This window comes from Paenibacillus apii (assembly GCF_011043685.1).
Taxonomy (GTDB): domain Bacteria; phylum Bacillota; class Bacilli; order Paenibacillales; family Paenibacillaceae; genus Paenibacillus_AQ; species Paenibacillus_AQ sabinae.
On the sequence record NZ_JAAKGU010000001.1, the window covers coordinates 321,665 to 345,029 of the forward strand.

Annotated in this window: 22 protein-coding genes; all 22 read right to left on the minus strand. The window is 53.4% G+C overall.

From position 1 onward, the window contains the following. Positions 1-23: 23 nt before the first annotated feature. Positions 24-899 carry a 4-hydroxy-tetrahydrodipicolinate synthase gene (gene dapA, locus G5B47_RS01565; RefSeq protein WP_165093595.1) on the minus strand — a complete coding sequence of 292 codons (876 nt, stop codon included), beginning with the start codon at positions 897-899 and terminating at the stop codon, positions 24-26. 14 nt (positions 900-913) lie between these two features. Beyond that, positions 914-2,134: an aspartate kinase gene (dapG, locus tag G5B47_RS01570; RefSeq protein ID WP_165093597.1), complete on the minus strand. Its 1,221-nt coding sequence runs from the start codon at positions 2,132-2,134 to the stop codon at positions 914-916. A gap of 195 nt (positions 2,135-2,329) precedes the next feature. After that, positions 2,330-2,926, minus strand: coding sequence for a dipicolinate synthase subunit B (locus G5B47_RS01575; RefSeq protein ID WP_025335313.1), 597 nt, complete (start codon positions 2,924-2,926; stop codon positions 2,330-2,332). Then, the gene (gene dpsA, locus G5B47_RS01580; RefSeq protein ID WP_165093599.1) at positions 2,926-3,822 is read right to left on the minus strand and encodes a dipicolinate synthase subunit DpsA; all 897 of its coding nucleotides are present in this window, start codon (positions 3,820-3,822) and stop codon (positions 2,926-2,928) included. The genes G5B47_RS01575 and dpsA overlap by 1 nt, the downstream gene beginning before the upstream one ends. A gap of 184 nt (positions 3,823-4,006) precedes the next feature. Further along, on the minus strand, positions 4,007-4,459 hold the full coding sequence (dut, locus tag G5B47_RS01585; RefSeq protein ID WP_165093601.1) for a dUTP diphosphatase: 453 nt from the start codon (positions 4,457-4,459) through the stop codon (positions 4,007-4,009). Continuing rightward, a complete protein-coding gene (locus G5B47_RS01590) occupies positions 4,413-5,696 on the minus strand; it encodes a M16 family metallopeptidase (protein ID WP_165093603.1) in 1,284 nt (427 codons plus the stop codon). The genes dut and G5B47_RS01590 overlap by 47 nt, the downstream gene beginning before the upstream one ends. 81 nt (positions 5,697-5,777) lie before the next feature. Then, positions 5,778-6,761 carry a polysaccharide deacetylase family protein gene (locus G5B47_RS01595; protein ID WP_165093605.1) on the minus strand — a complete coding sequence of 328 codons (984 nt, stop codon included), beginning with the start codon at positions 6,759-6,761 and terminating at the stop codon, positions 5,778-5,780. Between the two features lie 269 nt (positions 6,762-7,030). After that, complete coding sequence (gene pnp, locus G5B47_RS01600; RefSeq protein ID WP_165093607.1) at positions 7,031-9,127, minus strand: polyribonucleotide nucleotidyltransferase; 2,097 nt, start codon at positions 9,125-9,127, stop codon at positions 7,031-7,033. Between the two features lie 383 nt (positions 9,128-9,510). After that, a complete protein-coding gene (gene rpsO / locus G5B47_RS01605) occupies positions 9,511-9,780 on the minus strand; it encodes a 30S ribosomal protein S15 (RefSeq protein WP_025335318.1) in 270 nt (89 codons plus the stop codon). A 209-nt stretch (positions 9,781-9,989) separates the two neighbouring features. Beyond that, positions 9,990-10,934 carry a bifunctional riboflavin kinase/FAD synthetase gene (locus G5B47_RS01610; protein ID WP_165093609.1) on the minus strand — a complete coding sequence of 315 codons (945 nt, stop codon included), beginning with the start codon at positions 10,932-10,934 and terminating at the stop codon, positions 9,990-9,992. Positions 10,935-11,025: 91 nt separating this feature from the next. Further along, positions 11,026-11,940, minus strand: a complete 915-nt coding sequence (gene truB, locus G5B47_RS01615; protein WP_165093611.1) for a tRNA pseudouridine(55) synthase TruB — start codon at positions 11,938-11,940, stop codon at positions 11,026-11,028. Further along, positions 11,937-12,914 (minus strand): DHH family phosphoesterase, encoded by a 978-nt coding sequence (locus tag G5B47_RS01620; protein ID WP_165093613.1) that lies wholly within the window; start codon positions 12,912-12,914, stop codon positions 11,937-11,939. Before G5B47_RS01620 ends, truB begins: the two co-directional genes overlap by 4 nt. Before the next feature lie 17 nt (positions 12,915-12,931). After that, positions 12,932-13,291 (minus strand): 30S ribosome-binding factor RbfA, encoded by a 360-nt coding sequence (gene rbfA, locus G5B47_RS01625; protein WP_025335322.1) that lies wholly within the window; start codon positions 13,289-13,291, stop codon positions 12,932-12,934. A 19-nt stretch (positions 13,292-13,310) separates the two neighbouring features. Next, a complete protein-coding gene (gene infB / locus G5B47_RS01630) occupies positions 13,311-15,935 on the minus strand; it encodes a translation initiation factor IF-2 (RefSeq protein ID WP_165093615.1) in 2,625 nt (874 codons plus the stop codon). Continuing rightward, entirely contained in the window at positions 15,928-16,251 is a 324-nt protein-coding gene (locus tag G5B47_RS01635; protein ID WP_025335324.1) for a YlxQ family RNA-binding protein, read from the minus strand. The genes infB and G5B47_RS01635 overlap by 8 nt, the downstream gene beginning before the upstream one ends. After that, complete coding sequence (gene rnpM, locus G5B47_RS01640) at positions 16,244-16,552, minus strand: RNase P modulator RnpM (protein ID WP_165093617.1); 309 nt, start codon at positions 16,550-16,552, stop codon at positions 16,244-16,246. The genes G5B47_RS01635 and rnpM overlap by 8 nt, the downstream gene beginning before the upstream one ends. A 23-nt stretch (positions 16,553-16,575) precedes the next feature. After that, a complete protein-coding gene (gene nusA / locus G5B47_RS01645) occupies positions 16,576-17,673 on the minus strand; it encodes a transcription termination factor NusA (protein WP_025335326.1) in 1,098 nt (365 codons plus the stop codon). 27 nt (positions 17,674-17,700) lie between these two features. After that, positions 17,701-18,162, minus strand: coding sequence for a ribosome maturation factor RimP (rimP, locus tag G5B47_RS01650; protein ID WP_025335327.1), 462 nt, complete (start codon positions 18,160-18,162; stop codon positions 17,701-17,703). 164 nt (positions 18,163-18,326) lie between these two features. Beyond that, complete coding sequence (locus G5B47_RS01655) at positions 18,327-19,943, minus strand: response regulator transcription factor (protein ID WP_165093619.1); 1,617 nt, start codon at positions 19,941-19,943, stop codon at positions 18,327-18,329. A 134-nt stretch (positions 19,944-20,077) separates the two neighbouring features. Beyond that, on the minus strand, positions 20,078-20,908 hold the full coding sequence (locus G5B47_RS01660) for a carbohydrate ABC transporter permease (RefSeq protein ID WP_165093621.1): 831 nt from the start codon (positions 20,906-20,908) through the stop codon (positions 20,078-20,080). Between the two features lie 18 nt (positions 20,909-20,926). Then, positions 20,927-21,847, minus strand: a complete 921-nt coding sequence (locus G5B47_RS01665) for a carbohydrate ABC transporter permease (protein WP_206107171.1) — start codon at positions 21,845-21,847, stop codon at positions 20,927-20,929. 86 nt (positions 21,848-21,933) lie between these two features. Further along, positions 21,934-23,229, minus strand: a complete 1,296-nt coding sequence (locus tag G5B47_RS01670) for an ABC transporter substrate-binding protein (protein ID WP_165093623.1) — start codon at positions 23,227-23,229, stop codon at positions 21,934-21,936. Between the last annotated feature and the right edge of the window lie 136 nt (positions 23,230-23,365).

Here is a 23,365-nt window from a genome sequence, read left to right on the forward strand (position 1 = left end):
AGCCGAACGGGTTGATTCAATTTCTACAATACCAACTTTCTGATAAATTCCGCTTCCGCCTCGTTCGGGGGGGTCAAAGGCAGGCGGACCGAGCCGACTTTGATCCCACGAAGCTCCAGCGCGTATTTGACGGCGGACGGATTCGGCAGCGGCTGCGGACATTCAAACAATCCTTTAAAAATCGGGAACAGCTCACGGTGAACCTTCCCGGCGTGCTGCACGTCCCCCGAAAGGTAAGCGGAAATCATCTCGTCCATTCTTGCCCCTTCGAGATGGCTTGCCACGCTGATAATTCCGTGTCCGCCAACAGCCAAAGCCGGAAGCGCCGAAGAATCGTCTCCGGAGTAGACATGGAAATCATCCGGACATCCGGCCGCTATCAAGGCGACATGATCCAGCGACGCACACTCCTTCGTCGCTACAATATTCGGGATTTGCGCGAGCCGGATGGTCGTATCTGCGCTCATACAGATTCCCGTTCGGCTCGGAACATTGTACAAGATAAGCGGAAGGCTGGTCTCTGCCGCAATCGCCGAGAAATGGCGGTACAGCCCCTCCTGATTCGGCTTGTTATAATAGGGAACGACTAAAAGCGCGCCGTCGACGCCGATTTTCTCCGCTTTTTGCGTGAGCTCGATCGTGTGCTTTGTGTTATAGGAGCCTGTTCCGGCAATAACCTTGCAGCGCCCTGCAGCTTTTTCCAAGACAAAGGAAAACATTTGCAGCTTCTCTTCATCGCTCAGTGTAGGCGATTCTCCCGTTGTTCCGCAGACGACGAGCCCCTCCGACTTCTGCTCTTCAATCAGGTAGTCGACCAGGCGCGATGCGGCCTCCCAGTCGATCTCCCCCTCCTTGTCGTAAGGAGTTACCATAGCTGTTATTAGTCTTCCAAAATCCACCTGAATTCCTCCTGTTAACGGTGTAATTCAAACTTGGAATGCAGCGCGCGAAGCGATTGCACCATGTCTTCCTTCTTGACCAGTACCCAGATCGTCGTGTTGGAGTCAGCGGATTGCAGGATTTGGATGTTGTGCACGCTGAGGGCCTCCACGATACGGGCCATGATCCCCGGAACGCCATTGATACCGCCACCGATTACGGATACCTTGACGCAGCCGGAAAGGCTCTTCGGACGAAGTCCGATTTCTTGAAGCTCCGCGATCGCTTTCTCTGAATGAGTGTCGAACACGGTATAAACGGCGCTGGTTGGCGTAACATTAATAAAGTCTACGCTGATGCCGGCATCAGCCATACTCTTGAATATTTGGAGCTGGACTCCGGTTCCGTTGCCATCCGGGCAGTCCACCGAAATCTGCGTTATGTTGCTCACATAGGCGATACCGGTTACGTAACGGTCAACGATTCCGGCCTGCACGTCCTGAAAGCCTTCCGGATGCGTGACGAGCGTCCCTTCATTGTCCGAGAAAGTCGAGCGGACGCGAACCGGAATCTGCGCCTGCATGGCGATTTCAACGGCCCGGGGGTGAATAACCTTGGCTCCCTGATAAGCCATGTTGCAAATTTCGGTATAGCTGACATAGGTCAGCGGCTTCGCATCCTCGACGATGCGGGGATCGGCCGTCAGAATGCCGTTGACATCGGTATAGATGTCGACCATATCCGCCCGCAGAGCCGCGCCGAGCGCCGTAGCTGATGTATCGCTTCCACCCCGCCCCAGCGTGGTGAAATCTCCGTCTTCGGTCTGGCCCTGGAAGCCGGTGACAATGACTACCTTCTGGGCGCGCAGCTCGCGCAAAATCCGTTCGGGCCGGACATCCAGAATCCGGGCGTTGCCGTAGCCGTTGTCTGTCAGGAAACCGGCCTGGGCTCCGGTAAGGACGGTCGAAGGAATGCCCTCTCCTTCCAGCAAGCTGCAAAGGGTGGTTGCCGAAATGATTTCACCGCAGCACAGCAGTAAATCCTTTTCGCGTCCTTGGAGAGCGTCGCCGTTCTGGGAGACCCAGTCCAGCAGCGTATCCGTCGCATATGGCTCTCCTTTGCGGCCCATAGCCGAGACTACGATCACCAGGCTATATCCGTGTTCAAGCTCCCGTTTGACATGGCGAATGACATGTTCTCTGGCCTGCGGAGTGGAGAGCGAGGTGCCGCCGAACTTTTGTATCAAAATGCCCATTCCTAATTCCTCCATTAGTTAACGACAGGCTGCACTATTATTCAAGAAGAATCCCGGGCGCTGCCGGTACTTCGTTCAAAAATAAAGGAATAAACACGATTGTACCGCCCTCAAGCGGAGGACGGCAGCGGTTTAACCTATTCATGTTCCGAAGCTTCATACACTTGTTGTCGTCTTTCTGCTGCGTCTATAAGCTTATGCTGAATGAAACCGTTCGATAATCATCGGCTGCAGCTGGGAGCCTTGAAGCGCCGCATAGCAGGCTTCGGGGATGAGTTCCATCCGGGCAACCAACGAATTCGGCTTCTGCACAGGGTTATCCTGTCCGAAGGGAACGAAATAAATATTCTTGGTTACCAGGAGCTTCGCAATATTCGCCGCGTTCAGACCGAGGCCGTCATTGGTCGATATAGCGAGAACGAGAGGCCGGCCGTTGCGCATTTGAGATTTAGCCGCCATCAGGACCGGTCCGTCGGTCATCGCGTTGGCCAGCTTGCTTGTGGTATTGCCTGTGCAGGGTGCGATCGTCAGCACATCCAGCCGCTTCGATGGACCCAGCGGTTCCGCTTCAACAATTGTAGAAATGATATCATTCCCCGTTATTTCTTTCAACTGTTTTAGCCAATTTTCCGAAGTGCCGAACCGGGTGTCCGTGCCTAGAACCGACGCCGATACGATCGGCACGACATTTGCCCCGCCTTCGACAAAACGCTTAATCTGAGGCATCACCTCCGCAAAGGTGCAGTGGGAACCGGTAATCGCATAGCCTACCGTTATTCCTTTCCAGTTCATTATTTATCCCCCTTCACCAAAATCCGTTCCGAGATCGACTGCAGCAGTGCGCCCGCCATAATCATACCCGCGCTTTTGGGGGCGACGACTCCAGGAAGCCCAGGCGCCAGCATCGCTTTGATGCCCCGTTTTTCCGCGTACCGGAAGTCCACTCCTCCGGGCGCAGACGCCAAATCGACAATACAGGTGTGCCGGGGCATGTGTGAGATCACCTTGGCGGTGAGGATCAGGCTCGGTATCGTATTGAAGATATAATCGACGTCCTTGACATGCTCCAGCAGCTGATCCGTCATAAACGGACTCCAGCCCATAACCTCCGCCCGGGCGTAATGATCCTGCTTCCGGACGCCCATCGTAACATTTGCTCCAAGACCTTGAAGGCTCTTGGCCATCGTAAACCCGGTTCTGCCCATTCCGAGCACCATCGCTTTGGAGCCGTGAATGGTAAAATCGGTATTCTGAATGGCCATGACGAGCGCGCCTTCGGCCGTAGGAATCGAGTTGTAAATGGCAACGTCATCGCGGTCCAGCAGCTCTACCAGCTCAAGTCCGCGCTGCGCGCACAGCCTCTTCAAATATTCCTTGGCCATGCCCGTATAAACGGTGCAGTGCGAGGGCAGCGCTTCGATATGCTCCGTGAGAAGCTGCAGCGGCTCCTCCGTGTACTTCGCGCTGATATGGCCTTCGTCGTCACAGCCGACGGTTGGCAGCACCAGAACGTCCGCACCGTCCAGAAGGTCCGCGGACATCCCCCCCAGACTGACCCCTTCGCAGGGGGAATCCCATTTATCAAAGCCGGCAGCGCTCACCGTCGCATCCATTTCTACACATTTTCGAATCACTTCAATTTGTCTTGCGTCCCCGCCCAGGAACACGATCCTGACGCCAGTCAGCATAGGGATGACGCTCCTTTCAACATTACACTGTCGACTATAGAGCATCTTATGCGGGCAGAAGCGGATGGGTGAAAGCAACCTCCACAGGCTGATGATTGGGGTGGGATTTATGAAAAAAAGAGCCTGCGTCGTCCGTACAATCGGACATGAACGCAAGCTCTCCAGCTTGAAGAAAGTGATGTATTTATTTGCCCGTATGGCCGAAGCCACCGGCTCCCCGCTCGGTGTCTGTCAGCTCTTCCACTTCCACCATCGTTACGGACGGAACAGCCTGAAAGACCATCTGGGCAATCCGCTCATTACGGGCGATGGTAACGGGCTCCTGCCCCAGATTGATGAGCAGCACCTTGATCTCTCCCCGGTAATCGGCGTCGATCGTGCCCGGCGTGTTCAGGCAGGTGATGCCGTGCTTCAGCGCCAGTCCGCTGCGCGGACGAATCTGCGCTTCCAGTCCGCCCGGCATGGCGAGCGCGATTCCCGTGGGAACCAGCGCCCGTGCTCCGGGCGCAAGCGTCAAATCGCCTTCGATAGCGGCGAACAGATCGTAGCCCGAGGCCTGCTCGGACATTTTGCGGGGCAGATTAACATTCTCATTGCCCGGAAGCTTGAGAATTTGTACGAAGTAAGACAAGATCATCTCTCCTAACATTGGCAATCACTTTATCGGAAGACCCGACCATCGCGGCCGCAAGCGGCGCGGCGAACATCCGGTCAAGCACCTGATTTACATCATCCAGCGTGACTTTTTGAATTCTGGCAATCACTTCGTCGAGCGTATCATGCCGGCCTAGCATCAGCTCGTTCTTTCCAAGACGGTTCATCCGGCTGCTTGTGCTCTCAAGGCTAAGGATTAGACCGCCCTTGAGCTGCTCCTTGCCTTTCCGGAGCTCCTCTTCGTCCATTCCCTTAACGGCTAGCTCATAGAGCATTTCCTTGGTCAGCTCCATGACGTCTTTGGTCTGCTTGGGAGCCGTTCCGGCATAGACGGTGAACAAGCCGCTGTCCGCCTGCGCGCTGTGATAAGAATATACGGAGTAGGCCAGTCCGCGTTTTTCGCGGATTTCCTGGAACAGCCGGGAGCTCATGCCGCCACCGACGGCGTTATTGATCAAGGCCATCGCATACTGCAGCGGATCATCATTCGCACAGCCGGGCAGAGACAGGCAGATGTGGTTCTGCTCGGTTTTTTTGCGTCGGAACAATAAATCCCCATGAAAATCGGGTGGGCTCAGCGGACCTGTGTCCCCGTGATCGGCGAACGATCCGAAATATCGCTCCAGCAGATCCCCCACGCTGTCGTCGAAATTCCCGGCTATACTGATCACCGTGTTTTCAACCGTATATTGTTTCTTCATATAGGCCCTGAGATCATCCGGGGTCATGGCTTCCAGCCGTTCCTTGAGCCCCAGAATGGAATAGGCGAGCGGGTGGCTGCCGTAGGCCGCCATCGACATAAGGTCATGCACGAGATCGTCCGGCGTATCTTCGTACATCGATATTTCCTCGAGAATGACGTTCTTTTCTTTGGCCAATTCCTCCGCATCCATCTTCGAACGGAAAAACATATCGGCCAGCACATCGACCGCAATCGGCAGATGCTCATCCAGCACTTTGGCGTAATAACAGGTGTATTCCTTCGAGGTGAACGCATTGACATTCCCTCCGATGGAATCGAACCGCTCCGCGATCGCTTTTGCATCGTACCGGTCAGTACCCTTGAACAGCATATGTTCAATAAAATGGGAAATGCCGTTGTTTTCCGGCGTCTCGTTCCTGGAGCCAGTCTTGACCCAGATTCCGAAGGAAACGGACCGGCCTGTCGGGATTTTCTCCATGACTACCCGCAACCCGTTTGATAATACCATTTTCTTCACGTAAAAAGTCCTCCTGCCCATAGCCTTTCGTTTGCCTTCCGATTTAACTGGGCGACTTATATCCTATCAGAAACGGGAGCTTCACTCAACATTGCCAGGAAGTACGCGTTCCGGAGACAGCGTCTGGCTGACGGTTCCGAGCACCAGACCTTTGGCTTTGATGCCGCGGATCATTCCGCGCAGCGCTCTGGAAGACGAGGAAGTGGGGTGCATAAGCACGAGCGTGCCCGGTTCTGCCTTTGATGTAATTTTGGCAACGACCGACTCTGGTGAAGGATTGCGCCAATCGACAGTATCCACCGTCCACAGTACCGTCTTCAACCCGAGTTCACGGGCGATCTTCACGGTCTCTTGGTCAAAATCTCCTGATGGCGGCGCAAACCAGCGGTTATCGACCCCAAGACTTGATTTCAGCAGCTTCTTGGTCTTGTCGATCTCCATCACCGCGCGCACCCGGCTAAGCGTGCTCATATTCGGATGCGAATAGGCGTGGTTCTCGATTTCATGCCCTCGCTTTTGAATCTCCACCGCAAGCTCGCGGTTCTTGCTCAGCCAACTGCCGTCCAGGAAAAACGTCGCCTTCACATGCTCCTCGTCCAAAATGTTCAGCATCGGCACAATAAATTCGTTCCCCCAAGCGACGTTGATCATCAGCGAGACCATCGGCTTACCGGGATTGCCCCGGTAGATGGGCTGCGCTCCGAGATCTTCCAGCGAGACGGCAGGCGGGGTCTGTCTGTAAATATACTTGATCTCACTGCCGGCCGGGAGGAGCAGCGCTCCCTTGTAAGTCGCTTCCACGTCGACCTTAAGCCCGTTATAACCGGGAATCGCCTTCCATACCCGGTCTACTCTTGCGTCTACCGGCGGGCTGCTGATTTCGGCCGCTTTGGCTTCAATGATGCTTCGCAGCTCGCTACGCTGATCTCCGATCGGCTTCAGAACGGCCATGCCTCCGGAGGTGCGCAGCTGCTGAAACATATTTTTTACCGGTCCGGCGCTGCTGCCGATTCCGATCACTACAGCCATGCAAGCCAGCACGACCGCCGCTTTTTCCAGTCTCATCACGGCTTCCTCCTATGCGCTTTTCCTCATTCCTTGTTACAGCGCTTTGTCCCAGCCTATGAGACAAGTCGCCGCAATATGCCTTCGGGCACCTCAGGGAATGCGATGACCTCGGCACTTGGAGCAAGCGTATGAGAAAGAAAACCGCTCTAAGCAAAATAACTCCACAACTGTGGAGTTACAGCTCAAAAAAAGAGCCAGAATTCAAGCTTCTGCCTCTTTTCAAATTTGTATCCATAAGAATCGGTACGTGTCAAGATCTCGGCCTTTTACGCTTTGGCTTCCGCGGTCAAAACGGCCTTGCGCGACAGGTTAACGCGGCCCTGCTGGTCGATTTCGGTCACTTTGACAGTGATGGTATCGCCGATGGCAACCACGTCTTCCACTTTGCCTACACGGTCAGTCGACAGCTGCGAAATATGCACCAAACCATCCTTGCCCGGCAAAATTTCCACGAAAGCTCCGAATTTCTCGATCCGCTTGACGGTGCCGACATAAATTTCGCCGACTTCAACCTCGCGCACGATGCCTTCGATGATGGAACGCGCTTTCTGGATCATCTCTTCATTCGAAGAAGCGATGAATACGCGGCCGTCCTGCTCGATGTCGATCTTCACGCCGGTCTCTTCGATGATCTTGTTGATGATTTTGCCGCCTGCGCCGATAACGTCGCGGATTTTGTCCGGGTTGATCTGCATGATGATAATCTTCGGCGCATATGGCGAAAGGCTCTCTCTCGGTTTGGAAATGGCCTCCATCATTTTGCTCAAAATAAACAGCCGGCCTTCTTTAGCCTGTTCAAGCGCTTCCTCCAGGATTTTGCGGTCGATGCCGTCAATCTTGATGTCCATTTGAATGGCAGTTACGCCTTCAGCAGTACCGGCCACTTTGAAGTCCATATCGCCGAGATGGTCTTCCATGCCCTGAATGTCAGTCAGGATGGACACATGCTCGCCGTCTTTAATCAGACCCATAGCCACACCGGCAACCGGGGCTTTAATCGGAACGCCCGCATCCATCATCGCCAGAGTGCTTGCGCAAATGCTCGCCTGTGAAGTCGAGCCGTTCGATTCCAATACCTCGGATACGAGACGGATCGTGTACGGGAATTCGGTTTCGCTAGGAATTACCTTGGACAATGCGCGTTCACCAAGTGCTCCATGACCGATTTCGCGTCGTCCCGGCGCTCTAAGCGGACGGGCTTCCCCTACGCTGAACGGCGGGAAGTTATAGTGGTGCATGAACCGTTTCGTTTCGGTCAAATCGATGCCGTCGAGAATCTGCACATCGCCGAGCGCGCCGAGCGTACATACGCTGAGAGCCTGCGTCTGGCCGCGTGTGAACAGTCCAGAGCCATGCGTGCGCGGCAGCAGCGAAGTATCGCAATCAATCGGACGAATCTCGTTCAGCTTCCGGCCATCCGGACGAACCTTGTCGTGCGTAATCAGACGACGGACTTCTTCCTTGACGATATCGTGCAGCACTTCCTTCACGTCGCCAATCAGCTCCGGCGTTTCGATATATTTTTCCGTGAAGTGTTCCACCGTATCGTTATTGACTGCGTCGATCGCATCCTGGCGGGCATGCTTCTCGGCAATCTTAACCGCTTCAACCAGCCGCTCCTGCGCATAAGCGCGTACTTCGTTATTTACATCCACGTTGACGGCGTGCAGCTTCACGGTCATTTTTTCCTTGCCGGCAATCTGTACCAATTCTTCAATCTTCGCTACAATGGCGCGGATCTCTTCATGCCCGAACATGATCGCTTCCAGCATAACTTCTTCCGGCACTTCATTCGCTTCCGCTTCCACCATCATGATGGCGTCTTTCGTACCGGCTACGACAAGATATATGTCGCTCTCGTCCTGCTGGGCAATCGTCGGGTTGACGATGAACTGTCCGTTAATACGGCCGACAACGACACCGCCGATTGGACCGTTGAACGGCACATCGGAAACGCTCAGTGCCGCCGACGTTCCGATCATTGCCGCGATTTCTGGCGAGCAATCCTGATCGACGCTCATTACCAGGTTCAGCACCTGCACGTCGTTACGGAAGCCTTCTGGGAACAGTGGGCGAATCGGACGGTCGGTCAGACGACTGGACAAAATCGCTTTTTCGCTCGGTCTTCCTTCGCGCTTGATGAAGCCTCCTGGAATTTTACCGACCGCGTACAAGCGTTCCTCATAGTTTACGGTGAGCGGAAAAAAGTCCAAATCCTTCGGCTCGCTTGAAGCCGTCACCGTACAGAGCACCGACGTATCACCGTAGCGGACCATAACGGCTGCGTTCGCCTGCTTGGCGAGGCGGCCCGTTTCCAGCACCAGGGTTCTGCCCCCGAGCTGCATTTCTACATGTTTTGACATAAAGTCCCTCCTTGGATGGCAGCAGACCCGCTCAACCTTGTTGCAGGTTCAATCTGATCTACTCAAAATAAAACGGCGTATCCTATGATGGGGCTATACGCGCGTTCTCTATGCAATACAAGATAACCCCACAAAGTGAAGACCTGGGATTTTGAGTTGGCTCAGGTTCTTTGCGGGGACCTCTATATCTTCAATTTAATGTGAATCAAGTACCGGCTTGGCCGTTCTCTTGGAAAAAAGAGCCATTGGTTGTATGTACAGGGTCCGGTTGGCTGCTAAATTTTTCCCTAATTTTCAAAAAGCAACCCAGCTGTCCCGTTGACGCTTCTTGGAAGCACATACGGTAAACAACCAGGCTGCTTTAAGGGTAAACTTATGGATTATTAACGACGCAATCCCAGTTTCTCGATCAAAGCACTGTAACGCTGCACGTCTTTGTTCTTCAAATACGCGAGCAGTTTACGGCGTTGACCTACCATCTTCAGCAATCCGCGGCGGGAATGATGATCCTTCTTGTGCGTACGCAAGTGGTCGGTCAGATTAACGATATTCTCCGTGAGGATAGCAATTTGCACCTCTGGAGATCCGGTATCGGATTCATGAGTTTTGTGCTCGTCGATCAGTTGTTGCTTACGTTCTTGAGTCAATGCCATCCTGTTCACCTCCTTCATAATAATCGCCAGTGGCCTCGTCACCGTCGGTGACAATCGAATGACCAAGCCAAGGTTATGGCTGCCGGAAATCCAGCAACGTTAATCAGTATAGCACTATAAAAGGCAAAAGTAAACGTCGGCACCGGAAAGATCCGGTAAAGCTTTATTATAATCAATAAATGCGGATCAAGAGGGATCAAATCAAAGAGTCAAGATTCCTGCAAAATCTTGTCGGCTGTCTTTGCATCCTCCTGAATTTGGGAAATCAGCGATTCCACGGAATCGAACCTGCGCTCCGGCCGGATAAAAGAGACCAGTTCCACTTTTAATTCTTCCCCGTATAAATTGCCGGAAAAATCCAGCAGATGAATCTCAAACGTCGGAGTGGTAACTCCTTCGTGAAAGGTCGGCTTCACGCCCACATTCATGACTCCGGGCAGCGCCTTTCCGTTATGGAAAGCGCGAACGGCATACACGCCTCTCGCCGGTATGACATACCGGTCCTCCAGCTCCAGATTCGCGGTCGGAAACCCGATAGTGCGGCCTCGCTTCTCGCCGTGAACCACCGTTCCCCGCAAGTGATAGCGCCGGCCGAACCAAAAGTTCACCAGCTCAACTTCACCGTTCTGCAGGCTCTTTCGAATGCCGGAGCTGCTCACCTTGACGCCATTCAGCAGGAACGGCGGTACGGTCTCCACCCGCATGGTTCCATTGCCGAGCAGGCGCAGCATATCGGCGTCCCCTTCGCCCATATAGCCAAAGCGGAAGTCAAACCCGACGACGGCCGCCGAAATGTTCAAGGGCAGAAGCATGCCCTCCACAAAGTCCCGCGGGCTTACCCTGGAGAGCTCCTCATTGAATTCGATGACGAATAATACATCGACGCCCAGCCCGGCAAGCAGCTCGCGCTTGTCTCGGGGGGGAGTCAAATAGCCTTCATAATCCCCTTTCCCCATAACATCCTTGGGGTGGGGATAGAAAGTGATGACCGCTGCCGGCACGCCTTCTTCGCGGGCCTTAGCCACAGCGGAGGAGATGACGCTGACATGCCCTCTGTGCAGGCCGTCGAATTGACCCAAGGCCGCAATCTGGGGCTGCGCCCACTCGGCTGCAGTCTCCGGCTTCATCGGATAGGTTAACGTTACGGTTCTCACGCTGTATCTCACCTGCACTTCACTTAATTAAGAAAAACACCGATTGGTGCCCTTTGCAAGGTACCGTCGAAGAATTCTCTCATAATTTCCATTACACCTGGGCAAATACTTTAACAGGAGTGATCAGGCCGCCTTCCTCACGCTCATAAATGCCGAGAAAACTTCCTTGCAGGTCATATAGACGAATTGGACCTTTAACCAGGACATCAGGCGAAACGAACCGGGTGGCCAGGCGTTGTCCCTGCAGGGCGGCCGCCTTTTTCTCATCCGCCACGGTATGGGCGGGAAAATGGCTGATGGCCTCGTCAGCCGGGATGAGGAATTCCTGAAGTGTCCCGTTCGCCTTACGCTCGCCGATTTCTTCAAGCGACAGGCAGCGGTCCGTCCGGATTCCCGCCGACATCGTGCGTTCAAGCTTGACCATTACTCCCGGCAGCGACAGCGCATGTCCGATATCGACGCAGAGCGTGCGGATATAAGTGCCTTTGGAGCAGAGGACGCGGAAAGTGATATCCGGAAACCGGCCGTTCCAGACCATACCCAACATCTCAATCTCGTAGATCTCAACCTCCCGGCTTTTACGCTCTACCGTTTTGCCCTCGCGGGCCAACTCGTATAGACGCTTGCCGCCAACCTTGACAGCGGAATACATTGGAGGCGTTTGTGAAATGATCCCTTTGAAAGATTCCAGCGTCCGCCTTACCTCTTCTTCGGTCACCCGTATTTCATCCGCCGTCTCCGTTATCGTCCCGGTCAGGTCTTCCGTGTCGCTGGACATGCCCAGACGGAGCGTGGCGATATATTCCTTGGGCAGTTCCTGAATATATTCGACAATGCGCGTGGCCCGGCCAAGGCAAAGCGGCAGAACGCCGGTAACCTGGGGGTCCAGCGTGCCAGCATGTCCGATTCTTTTCATGCCGAGCAGACGCCGCGCTTTGGCAACGACATCATGCGAGGTAAAGCCGGCTGGCTTGTACACCGCAAGAACACCTTCGAGCTCGCTCATAGTACTCGCTTGACCTCCTTAAGCACAAGCGAAATCGCTTGGTCCAAAGGCAAATCGAGCTTGGCTCCGGCTGCGCGGGTATGCCCTCCGCCTCCGAAAATTTGGGCCAGGGCGGCTACATCCACTTTACCGGCGGAACGGAAACTGGCCTTGACCGCCTGGTCGTGAATGACCTTGAACAGAATACCGACCTCAACGCCCTGAATGTTCCGGGGATAATTAACGATCCCTTCCAAATCCTCGTTGGCAGCGCCGCAGTCAACCATATCCTGAGGCGTGATAGAGACCCAGGCGATGTCGCCCTCCGCCGTCAATTGCAGTCCCTCAAGCGCTCTGCTAAGGATTTTCAGCTGAGGCAGTGTCATTTCCTCCAGCAGCGTCTCTGCCAGCTCCGGTCCATTTACTCCAAGCGATAACAGTTCCGATGCAATCTCCATGACTTTGGGAGAAGTATTGGCATACCGAAAACCGCCGGTATCGGTCAACAGGCCAGTATAAACTGCCGTTGCGATATCGGCGTCCCAATGGATGTCGAACTGCTTCAGCAGATCAAATAAAATCTCAGCCGTGGCCGCTGCGTCCGGCTTGATCAGTTGTACCGTGCCGTAGCCGTTGTTCGTCGGATGATGATCGATATTTACAATGAGCGCATCCGGATCAAAAAACCGCTGCGTCTGGCCGACGCGCTGAAAATCGGCGCAGTCGACGCATATTACATGGCTGAACGTACGTTCCGGAGGGTTGACCGACATATCGGCAATCTCCCCGGCCTTCCACAAATATTTCATTCGGGTCGGGATCGGACCTTCGTTCAGCATCGTGTATTTCTTGCCCAGACATGAGAGAAGCCAGCCAACCGCTAGGGTCGAGCTGACTGCATCTCCGTCCGGCTGAATATGCGACACTACAAGATAATCATCGTGGTCCAGCAGAAACTGTTGTGTCTGCCGGAGACTTTGTTCATAGCTCTGCATTCGCCGTCTCCTTGTGCTTATTCCTGACTTTCGTCCTGCTTGCCGATTTCGCCAAGCAGCTTCTCAATCCGGCTGCCATAGGCGACGGATTCGTCAAACTTGAAGATCAGCTCCGGCGTATGCCGAAGACGGATCGCCTTGCCAAGCTCCGAACGGAGAAAGCCGTTGGCTTTCTCGATCGCCTTGAGCGAGGCGTTCTTCTGCTCGTCATCACCGAAGACGCTGAGGTATACCTTGGCCTGCGAAAGGTCATTGGTAACATCGACCCCGGTGACCGTAACGAACCCGACCCGAGGGTCTTTCAGCTCGCCCTGAATCAGACGGCTGAGTTCTTTCTTGATCTGTTCGCCTACGCGTCCGGCTCTTATTTTAGACATGTTCATTCACCTCTTTAGGTCAGCGCTCCACGGATTCCATGATAAACGCTTCGATGATGTCGCCTTCCTTGAGATCATTATAGTTCTCCAAAGTAATACCGCACTCATACCCTTGCGCTACTTCCTTGGCGTCGTCTTTAAAGCGTTTCAGGGAGTCGATCTTGCCTTCGAACACGACGATGCCGTCGCGGATCAGGCGGGTCTGCGCATTGCGCGCAATCTTGCCGTCGGTGACCATACAGCCGGCGACCGCACCCACTTTGCTGATCTTGAACACGCTGCGAACCTCGGCGTGGCCAATAACGTTCTCCTTGAATACCGGATCAAGCATTCCCTTCATGGCCTGTTCGATCTCTTCGATCACGTTGTAGATGATGTTGTGCAGACGCACATCGACCTTCTCCTGCTCGGCGGCAGCCTTCGTCTGGGCATCCGGACGAACGTTAAAGCCGATGACAATCGCATTGGAAGCCGCTGCCAGCGTGATGTCGGATTCCGTGATTGCGCCAGCACCGCTGTGGATGATCTTAACGCGCACGCCCTCCACTTCAATCTTGGAAAGGGAGCCTTTCAGCGCTTCGACCGAGCCTTGAACGTCGGCCTTGATAATGACGTTGAGATCCTTGATCTCGCCTTCTTTGATGTGCTTGAACAGATCGTCCAGCGTGACGCGGGTGTTCGTGTTCAGCTCGGATTGGCGCTGGGTAACCGCCCGCTTCTCGGCGATTTGCCGCGCTTTCCGTTCGTCCTCGAACACTATGAACGGATCGCCCGCCTGCGGAACTTCCGTCAAACCAGTGATCTCGATCGGCGTGGACGGTCCGGCTTCCTTCAGACGGCGTCCCTTGTCGTTCACCATAACCCGTACGCGTCCGAAGCAGTTGCCCGCCACGAAGGCGTCTCCCACCTTCAGCGTTCCGTTCTGAACGAGAATGCGGGCTACTGGTCCGCGGCTCTTGTCCAGCTCGGCTTCGATTACGGTACCGCGCGCCCGTTTATCCGGGTTCGCCTTATATTCATTCACTTCGGCAACGAGCAGAATCATCTCAAGCAGATCCTCGAGACCGATGCGCTGTTTGGCCGACACATTGACGAAAATGGTATCGCCGCCCCACTCTTCGGGAACGAGCTCGTAGTTGGTCAGCTCCTGCTTCACCCGGTCAGGGTCCGCGCCTGGCTTGTCGATCTTGTTGACAGCCACGATGATCGGCAGACCCGCAGCCTTGGCATGATTGATCGCCTCAACCGTCTGAGGCATAACGCCGTCGTCTGCTGCTACGACGATAATCGTAATATCGGTAACCTGCGCTCCGCGGGCACGCATGGCCGTAAACGCTTCGTGGCCCGGGGTATCGAGGAACGTAATCTTCTTTTGGTTGATTTCAACCTGGTAAGCGCCGATATGCTGCGTGATGCCGCCTGCTTCCCCGCCGGTTACGTTCGTGGAACGAATGGCGTCAAGCAGCGTCGTCTTACCGTGGTCGACGTGACCCATGATGGTCACGACAGGAGGACGCGCCCGCAGATCTTCCGGAGCGTCATTCTCTTCGACGGTTTCGAAACGGTCTTCCTCGACCGGAATCTTCACTTCAACTTCAACGCCGAATTCACCGGCAAGCAGTTGAATGGTTTCGATATCCAGCTCCTGATTGATCGTAGCCATAACGCCCATCAAAATGAGCTTCTTAATAACTTCCGAAGCGTCTTTATGAAGCAGCTTTGCCGTTTCTCCGACGGTCATGTTGCCGCGGACGATAATTTTCTTCGGCGTATTGTCGATCTTCTCGCGACGCTCAACCGGCTGCTGGTTTCTGCCGCCGCGCTGGTTCTTGCCGCCGCGTCCGTTGTTACGGAAATTGCCGCCTTTTCCATCCTCGAACCGTTTGTTGTTTCCGCCCTGACGATTCTTGGAATTCCGGTCTCCGCGGAAGGAATCCCCGCTGCCTTGTCCTTGTGGACGCGGCGCACCGCCTTGACCTTGTGGACGCGGCGCTCCGCTTTGGCTTTGTGGACGAGGCGCTCCTCCCTGGCCTTGCGGACGGTTTCCGCCGCCGAATCCGCCTTGACGCTGGCCGCCTTGGCCCTGCGGACGGGCATCGCCCTGACGGGAAGCACCGCCTTGTCCTTGCGGCCTGGAATCACCCTGACGAGGTGCTCCGCCCTGACCTTGCGGACGGGATTCGCCGTGACGAGGCGCTCCGCCCTGACCTTGCGGACGTCCTCCTTGACGCTGCGCTCCGCCTTGGCCCTGAGGACGCTGCTGCACGGAGCCGGATTGATTTCTGCGGGAATCCTGCCCGCTTTGTGGTCTTGACGACATTGTCGATGAGTTGTTGTTTGGTTTGTTCATACCTACCTGCTTTTCCGTTTGATTTTTGTTAGGGCTGTGTGCCTCGATCGTTGCCGTTGCGGTCTGGTTCGGGCGGCCACCGCCCCCGCCTTCCCGTTTGGCCGCGGCATTTGACTTGATATCCTTAAAGAACTGTTCCACCTTCGATACGGCGTCATTTTCCATAACGCTCATATGATTATTCACCGGAACGTTCAGACGTTTCAGAATCGTGATAATCTCTTTGCTGCTCATGTTAAGCGATTTGGCGTATTCATAAACCCGCAGTTTATCTTTGCTGTCTTGTTTAGTCAATAATACCACCTCCGACATTATCCCCCAGTTGCTTGGAGATCATTTCTGCGAATCCCTTGTCCGTAACGGCAAGAACGACGCGACTATCTTTACCAATGGAAGCGCCCAGGATGTCACGGTTGAATTCGACTACGAGCGGGATATTGTAAGTTCCGCATTTGTCGCGGAATTTCTTCTGCGTATTGTCCGAAGCGTCCCCCGCCAAAAGAACCAGCTTCGCCTCCGCTGAACGGACCGCTTTCAGCACGATTTCTTCGCCGGTCACCACTTTGCCCGCACGCATGGCCAGGCCCAGATTGGAAAGGGCCTTATTCATCGTCCGAAGCTTCCTTTGCTGCCAAGAACTGCTCTTCGACGGATACGAAATCCCTAGCGAGCTGCTCGTAAATTTCCTGGCTCACCGGCACCTTCAGCGCCCGGTCCAGGGCCTTGGTCTTCTGAGCCAGCTTGAAGCATTCCAGCTTGCCGCAAATGTACGCTCCGCGTCCCGACTTCTTCCCGGTAAGATCGATCACGACCTCGCCCGCGGGTGTTCTTACAATGCGGATAAGCTCTTTCTTGGGCATCATTTCCTGACTGGCGACGCATTTGCGCAGCGGCACTTTTTTCTGTTTCATCGTTAGCCGACCGCCCCTCGTTATTAATCTATGGAGACGGAATCCTGGTGCATTTCGTCGCTGGACGTTTTAGGTCTGCCGAATTCCTGCTCCGCCTGGCTTTCGCTCTTGATATCGATCTTCCAACCGGTCAGCTTCGCCGCCAGGCGGGCGTTCTGCCCTTTGATGCCGATGGCCAGCGACAACTGATAGTCGGGAACGATGACACGCGCCATTTTTTCTGCTTCGAACACTTGAACCTCAATTACCTTGGAAGGGCTGAGCGCATTGGCCACATACTCTTCCACTGATTCGGAATAACGCACGATGTCGATTTTCTCGCCGCGCAGCTCGGTGACGATTGTCTGCACGCGCATTCCTCTCGGGCCTACGCAGGAACCGACGGGATCAACTTCCGGATTGCGGGAATATACCGCGATTTTGGAACGGAAGCCCGCTTCCCGGGCAACGGAACGGATCTCGACGACGCCGTCGAAAATTTCCGGAACCTCAAGCTCGAACAGCCGTTTGAGCAGGCCCGGATGGCTGCGGGAGAGCAAAATTTGCGGTCCCTTGGTCGTATTTTCCACCTTGGTAATGTACGCTTTGATGCGCTCGCCATGCTTGAATTTTTCACCCGGCATCAGTTCGTTGAGCGGAAGTACGGCCTCGATTTTTCCCAGGTCGATGTACACGTTGCGAAGGTCCTGCCGCTGCACGATCCCGGTAACGATATCTTCTTCCTTATCGATAAACGCGTTGTATATGAGCCCCCGCTCAGCTTCCCGAATACGCTGGGTAACAACCTGCTTGGCCGTCTGGGCGGCAATGCGTCCGAAATCTCTGGGTGTAACTTCAAGCTCGGCGACATCGTCCAGTTGAAAATGCGGGTTGATCTCCCGTGCCGCAGGCAGCGAAATTTCTGTGCGCGAATCGAGTACTTCTTCCACGATCAGCTTGCGGGCGAACACCTTGATTACTCCCGTGCTGCGGTTCATGTCGACCCGAACATTTTGCGCCGCGTTGAAATTTCGTTTATAGCTGGAGATCAGCGCCGCCTCGATGGCCTCGAACAGCACATCCTTGCTGATGCCTTTCTCTCTCTCCAGTTCATTCATAGCTTCAATAAAATCCATACTCATGAAAAATCCGGTCCCCCTTTCAAAAACTTAAAAAATAATGGCCAACCTCGCGCTGGCTACTTTGGCATATGGAACGACATGCTGTTTTTTGCCGACGGCGATGAGCATTTCCCCGTTCTCAAACGAGACCAACCGGCCTTCGAATTCCTTTAGCCCGTCAATCGGCTCGTAAGTCGTGACGAATACGTCCTTGCCGACCGCTTTGGCTACCTCTTCGGCTTTTTTGAGCGGCCGTTCCGCTCCCGGAGAAGACACCTCCAAAAAATAGGCGCCGGGAATCGGATCGTTCTCGTCCAGCTTGGCGCTTAAGAACTCACTGACATTGCCGCAATCATCGATGTCGATTCCGCCTTCTTTGTCAACGAATACCCGCAAAAAGAAATTGGAGCCTTCCTTCACGTATTCCACGTCAACCAGTTCGAATCCATTGTTGTCCAGGTAGGGTTTCAGCATCTCTTCTACCGTACCTTTAATTTTGGATGTGCTCAAATAAAACTAACCTCCACGAACTTGTCTTTTTGCTGTATACCAAAGATAAAGAGTGGGTTTCCCCACTCTTTACACAACGGACTTATCTCATTATTACCAAAAAAAATTATACCATAGCATGGGAATACTGACAAGTGCGGGCACTTGACTGCCTTGAGGCCGCTTTAGGACGGCGATAACGGCAAAGCGTTCTTTTTACGGTACTCATCGGGAGTAAGGCCATATTTCGCTTTAAACACACGGTGAAAATATTTTTCATCCTTAAATCCGACTTTCCCGGCAATTTCATATACCTTCATGTCACTGTCCCCTAACAGCTGCACCGCCTTCTCCAGCCGGATCTCCGACAAATATTTCGTAAAGGAAACTCCAAGATGGCTTTTGAAAATCATACTTAAGTAGTTGGGGCTGAAATACAATAGGCTCGCCGCATGCTCAAGCGAGATATCCCCGGTATAATGTTCTTCTATATAATTGACGCACTTTTCAATGACCTCTGCATGTTTCCTTCCGCGGCTGTTATGCATCATCTTCATGAACCCTCTCAGGATTTCCAGAAACTGCTCCTGGCACTCCTTGAAGCTGGCACAGGCAGTCAGGCTGTTCTCAGCTTCCCGCAAAACCGACGTGTAGGCCTCATCACTGACAAATCCCTTGATCACCGGAGCGATATGCAGCACTAGCTGAATGATGGATTTAAGCCATTGCTCCCGATAAGGAAGCCCGTTCTCCAGAAACCGGCGGAACAAGTCATCCGTATGCTTGAGCAATAAATCAGCTTTGTCCGTTCTAATGTATTCTTTGAACAGCTCCTCATCCTTATGGAAGTCGTAATGCAAGGGAGCAATCCTGCCGGAAACAGACCCATGCGTAACGACCCGGTCCCCGCCCAAAAAATAGCGGGAGTCGGCTGCGTCCAGCGCTTCATTGTAGCAGACGGAGGCTTCGCGGAAGAGATCGGCGCGCACATTGCTTACGCCTATGGCAAACGACAGCTGATAATTGTCTGACAGCCGCTGCCCATATTCCTCCAGAGCCGCGAGCACGGCCCCGGTGATGACCTCGTCAGGACGCTTCGCCGTCATAACCGAAATCATGGTCAGTTTGGGATTCGAAGCAAAAAAGGACACGACCCGGTTCTCGGAACTCAGCATGCTCACGAGCATTCCCGGCATGGCCCCCCGGATATCATCCAGCCCTTCAGGGTACAGGTCGCCGGGAGTATTATCCTCAATACGCGTTATGATGACCGCCCCGCTGGGCTCCAGCGAATACTGCTGCTCGAGCTCCTGAAATTTAGCTACGGAAACGCCGTTCTGTACCCATTCCCCCAGCAAATGCCCATAGTACGCATTCATGCTGATGTGAAACTGCTCTCTGCTGATCTCTTCGGGCGAGACCCTTTTTTCTTTTTCGATACTTTCCCTTACCTTGTCTAGCAGTAATCCGATGCTCTCCTCCTTCACCGGCTTTAGCACATAATCGAAAGCGCCTAACCGAAGGGCCCGCTGGGCATATTCAAAATAACGGTAGCTGCTCAAAATGATGATTCGGGTAGCAGTAGAAAGCTTCTTCATATGCTCAATGAAATCGAAGCCGTCCATGATTGGCATTTTGATATCCGTAAAAATGACATCAAAGGCAGCAGTTTGGACAATATCCAGCGCGGTCTTTCCGTTGCTGGCCTCGACAACTTCGCATCCAGGCAGGTATTCCCGGATCATTTTGCCGAGCACCCTTCTCTGAATCGCTTCATCATCGACAACCATAATTCTGTTCATGGCCGCGTTCACCTACTGTATGGAATTTAGTTTGGCCCAGGGAAGATCAGATCGGTAATTATGCACTCCCCGCCGTTTCGGGAATATACATTACTATTGTAGCACGGCTTGCCCTTATTTGCGGCTCTTACCGGTCAACCTTTGATTCCAGCACTGGTAATTCCTTGTACATAATATTTTTGCAGCAGCAGGAACAGTGCAATAATTGGAACGGTCGTGAAGGTCAGCGTCGCCATAATTTGCCCGTAATAGATCGGAGGCAGCGTGAAGAAGGTCTGAATGCCAAGCTGGATATTGCGCAGCGATTCTCCCGTCGTCACCAGGATCGGCCACATGAAATCTCCCCAATGCGTGATAAAGTCAAGGATGAATACGGTTGCAAATACCGGCCCCGAGAGCGGAACCACGATCGATGCAAAGGTCTTCAGCGGACCCGATCCGTCGATGGAGGCGGATTCCAATATTTCATTCGGAATGTCCATAAAAAACTGGCGGAACATAAAAATGCTGAAGCAGTTCGCAATAAACGGAACGATGAGGGCAAACCAGGTATTGACCCAATGCAAAGCGTTGACTACCAGGTACAGCGGCATAAGAATACTCTCGAACGGAACGATCATCAAGGCGATAATGCATGCAAGAATGATTTCACTGCCCCTGAACCGCAGCTTGGCCAGCGCGTAACCGCAGATCGAATTGACTCCAAGGCCGCTGATGCAAATGACGGACACGTAAAAAATACTGTTGAACAGATATTTCATCATTGGGATGCGTTCAAACGCCGACCTGTAATTGTCCAAGGTGATATGAAGCGGCAGCAAGGATTTGAGCGAGCTCAGATCGGCAAAAATCCGGTTCTCCGGCTTGAGCGAGGAAACCACCATCCACAGCAGCGGGATAATGAACAGCAGCGACATGATGATGTTAAGAGCATACAACAACACATTAGTCCGGGTATTTCTCATGTCCTGATCCCCCTCTCGTTATTTATCTCTGAGAAATTTTTTCATCGAAAATGAGATCAAGACGACAATCAGGAAGAAGATGACGGAAATGGCGGAAGCGTATCCCGCATTTCGGAACTGGAAGCCTTGCTGGTAGATCAGCAGAGCCAGCGTTCGGGTCGAGTTCTCCGGACCGCCGTTTGTCATAATATATGGCTGTACGAACAGCTTCACAGCCTGAATCGTTGTAATCGTCAGCACAAAAACAGTCACATTGTACAGGCTCGGAATGGTAATGTAGCGGAGCTGCTGAAGCTTGTTCGCCCCGTCGATTGAGGAAGCTTCGTATAAATCCTTGGAGATTCCCTGAAGACCGGCCAGAAAAATCATCATCTGGTATCCGGCGGCCTGCCAAACGGACATGAAGATAATCGAATTCATCGCCTGGGAGGAGCTTCGCAGAAAAGGCTGGTTCGAAATGCCGAAGAAATGAAGCGCCGAGTTGATCAAGCCCTCATTCGGGTTATAAAGCGAAATCCAGAGAATCGCGATAACGGTCATGGAGGTGACGACCGGACTGAAGTAGGCAATCCGGAACAAGTTCCGCAACTTGAGGCTGTTGTTAACGAGCAGGGCCAGCATCAAAGCTACCCCCGATTGAACCGGCACGACGATCACCGTGAAATACAAAGTGTTCCAGAGGGATTTATAGAACAGGGCGTCGGTAAAGAGCAGCTTGTAATTACTAAGGCCGGTAAAATGAATTTTATCCGGACGCAGCAGATTGAATTTCGTAAATCCGAAGGCCACCGCAAGCAGAAAAGGCAGCACCAGAAAAAAGATCAGCAGCAGAACCGCCGGCGTGACAAATGAATAGCCGACCAGCGCTTCCCGTCTTTTCTGCCGGCTAAACGTCGATATATGCTCGCGCTTATGCGCATTGAGTGCCGTTTGCATCATCCATTCTCCCTTTCACTCAGCTGTTAAAAAGCTTGCGGCAAAGACGCTGCTGACGCCCCCTTGCCGCGGTCAAATGTCATAGACTGCTACTCGGCAAAATTGCGCTTGTATTCTTCATCATAAGTGGACGCCACGTTATCCAGGGACTTCTTGACATCCGCGCCGACCATAATATCCGTTAACGCCTCGGCGAATTTCTGCGTCAGCACCGGATACGCCGGAGTGACCGGTCTGGCATGCGAGACGCCGGTAACCTGCTCCTTGATAATGCGAAGCGGAAGCTCATTGTATTCCGTCAAGCTCTCGAACGCCGATTTGCGGCTGGCCGGCATGCTGATCGCCTGCGCCAATTGGGTCGAGCTGTCTTTGTTCGTAATCCATTTAATGACCTCCGCGGCTTCCTTCGGATGTTTGGAGTCGGCCGATACTCCTACTGCCCAGCTGCCGGAAGGAGCCGTTTGAACACCTCCCGGTTTTTTAGGGAAATAGGTGATGCCCCATTCCAGATCCGGATAGTTTTTGAAACCAGGAATGTTCCATGGACCTCCAAGCTTTGTAGCCGCTTTCCCTTCCTCAAACTCCGTCGGCTTCGGATCGATATTGAACAGCTTCTCGTTCGCCAGCTTTTGCAGGAACTTGGCCGCCTCTACACCCTGCGAGCTGTTAACAAATCCTTCGGCGGTTGTCCCTTCCTTATTGACAATGTCCGTGCCGCCGGAAATCCAGAGCTGCTCGAAAGCGTAGGTCATCCATTCCCCTTTGTCGTTGATCATGTTCGTGCCGAACACGCCGTCCTTGGACGTTTTCTTCATCACGTCGTACCAGTCGTCCCAGGTCCAGGCATTCTCGATTTTGTCCGGAGGCGTTATTCCGTGCTCGGCCATAATCTTTTTGTTATAGAAAAGCACGACAGAGGACTCGTTCAAGCCCGGAGCGTAAAATTTGCCTTGATACGAGCCTTGCTGAAGGATGGAAGGAACGAAATCATCCAAGTCTTCCTTGGTGAAATACTCATCCAGCGGGATAATAATCTCCGAGGCCGCATAGTTGGCAATGTTGGGGCCGTCCATGGCCAGAACATCCGGCAGGGTGTGGGAAGCGACGGCGGCATTGATTTTGTCTTCATAGGCAAAAGAGTTGCCCCGGGTTATGACCTCCATCTTGACATGGATCTTCCCTTTATTGGCTTGATTAAATTCTTCTATCCGCTTCACGTACACATTGTCCTCGACCTCGCTGGCCTGGGGACGCCAGAAGGTAAGCTCAACCGCTGAGCCTTCTCCCTGTCCGCCGCTGCTTGAATTGGCGTTTTGGGTCCCGCCGCTGGAGCATCCTGCAAGTAATGATACGGCCAAGAGTGATAGTAGAATCCCCTTTTTCATATGACACCGTCCTATCAAATGAAGTTTTTGATTACGCTTTCATAATAAAAGGAAATACATGCTCCTCCTACTCTAAAAATAGGCGAATGGTGGACTTTTCTACTGAAAGCATTTGTGATGTGATGAAAACAAACAA

What these genes read in the sequence shown, in the direction of transcription:
- G5B47_RS01655 (WP_165093619.1), bottom strand. Translation starts at nt 19,943, where the DNA reads ATGAACAGAATTATGGTTGTCGATGATGAAGCGATTCAGAGAAGGGTG.
- dut (WP_165093601.1), bottom strand. Translation starts at nt 4,459, where the DNA reads ATGATCTTGTCTTACTTCGTACAAATTCTCAAGCTTCCGGGCAATGAG.
- rbfA (WP_025335322.1), bottom strand. Translation starts at nt 13,291, where the DNA reads ATGTCTAAAATAAGAGCCGGACGCGTAGGCGAACAGATCAAGAAAGAA.
- pnp (WP_165093607.1), bottom strand. Translation starts at nt 9,127, where the DNA reads ATGTCAAAACATGTAGAAATGCAGCTCGGGGGCAGAACCCTGGTGCTG.
- nusA (WP_025335326.1), bottom strand. Translation starts at nt 17,673, where the DNA reads ATGAGTATGGATTTTATTGAAGCTATGAATGAACTGGAGAGAGAGAAA.
- G5B47_RS01620 (WP_165093613.1), bottom strand. Translation starts at nt 12,914, where the DNA reads ATGCAGAGCTATGAACAAAGTCTCCGGCAGACACAACAGTTTCTGCTG.
- G5B47_RS01665 (WP_206107171.1), bottom strand. Translation starts at nt 21,847, where the DNA reads ATGATGCAAACGGCACTCAATGCGCATAAGCGCGAGCATATATCGACG.
- G5B47_RS01575 (WP_025335313.1), bottom strand. Translation starts at nt 2,926, where the DNA reads ATGAACTGGAAAGGAATAACGGTAGGCTATGCGATTACCGGTTCCCAC.
- truB (WP_165093611.1), bottom strand. Translation starts at nt 11,940, where the DNA reads ATGAGCGAGCTCGAAGGTGTTCTTGCGGTGTACAAGCCAGCCGGCTTT.
- G5B47_RS01670 (WP_165093623.1), bottom strand. Translation starts at nt 23,229, where the DNA reads ATGAAAAAGGGGATTCTACTATCACTCTTGGCCGTATCATTACTTGCA.
- G5B47_RS01660 (WP_165093621.1), bottom strand. Translation starts at nt 20,908, where the DNA reads ATGAGAAATACCCGGACTAATGTGTTGTTGTATGCTCTTAACATCATC.
- dpsA (WP_165093599.1), bottom strand. Translation starts at nt 3,822, where the DNA reads ATGCTGACTGGCGTCAGGATCGTGTTCCTGGGCGGGGACGCAAGACAA.
- G5B47_RS01635 (WP_025335324.1), bottom strand. Translation starts at nt 16,251, where the DNA reads ATGAATAAGGCCCTTTCCAATCTGGGCCTGGCCATGCGTGCGGGCAAA.
- dapG (WP_165093597.1), bottom strand. Translation starts at nt 2,134, where the DNA reads ATGGGCATTTTGATACAAAAGTTCGGCGGCACCTCGCTCTCCACTCCG.
- rnpM (WP_165093617.1), bottom strand. Translation starts at nt 16,552, where the DNA reads ATGAAACAGAAAAAAGTGCCGCTGCGCAAATGCGTCGCCAGTCAGGAA.
- G5B47_RS01595 (WP_165093605.1), bottom strand. Translation starts at nt 6,761, where the DNA reads ATGAGACTGGAAAAAGCGGCGGTCGTGCTGGCTTGCATGGCTGTAGTG.
- rpsO (WP_025335318.1), bottom strand. Translation starts at nt 9,780, where the DNA reads ATGGCATTGACTCAAGAACGTAAGCAACAACTGATCGACGAGCACAAA.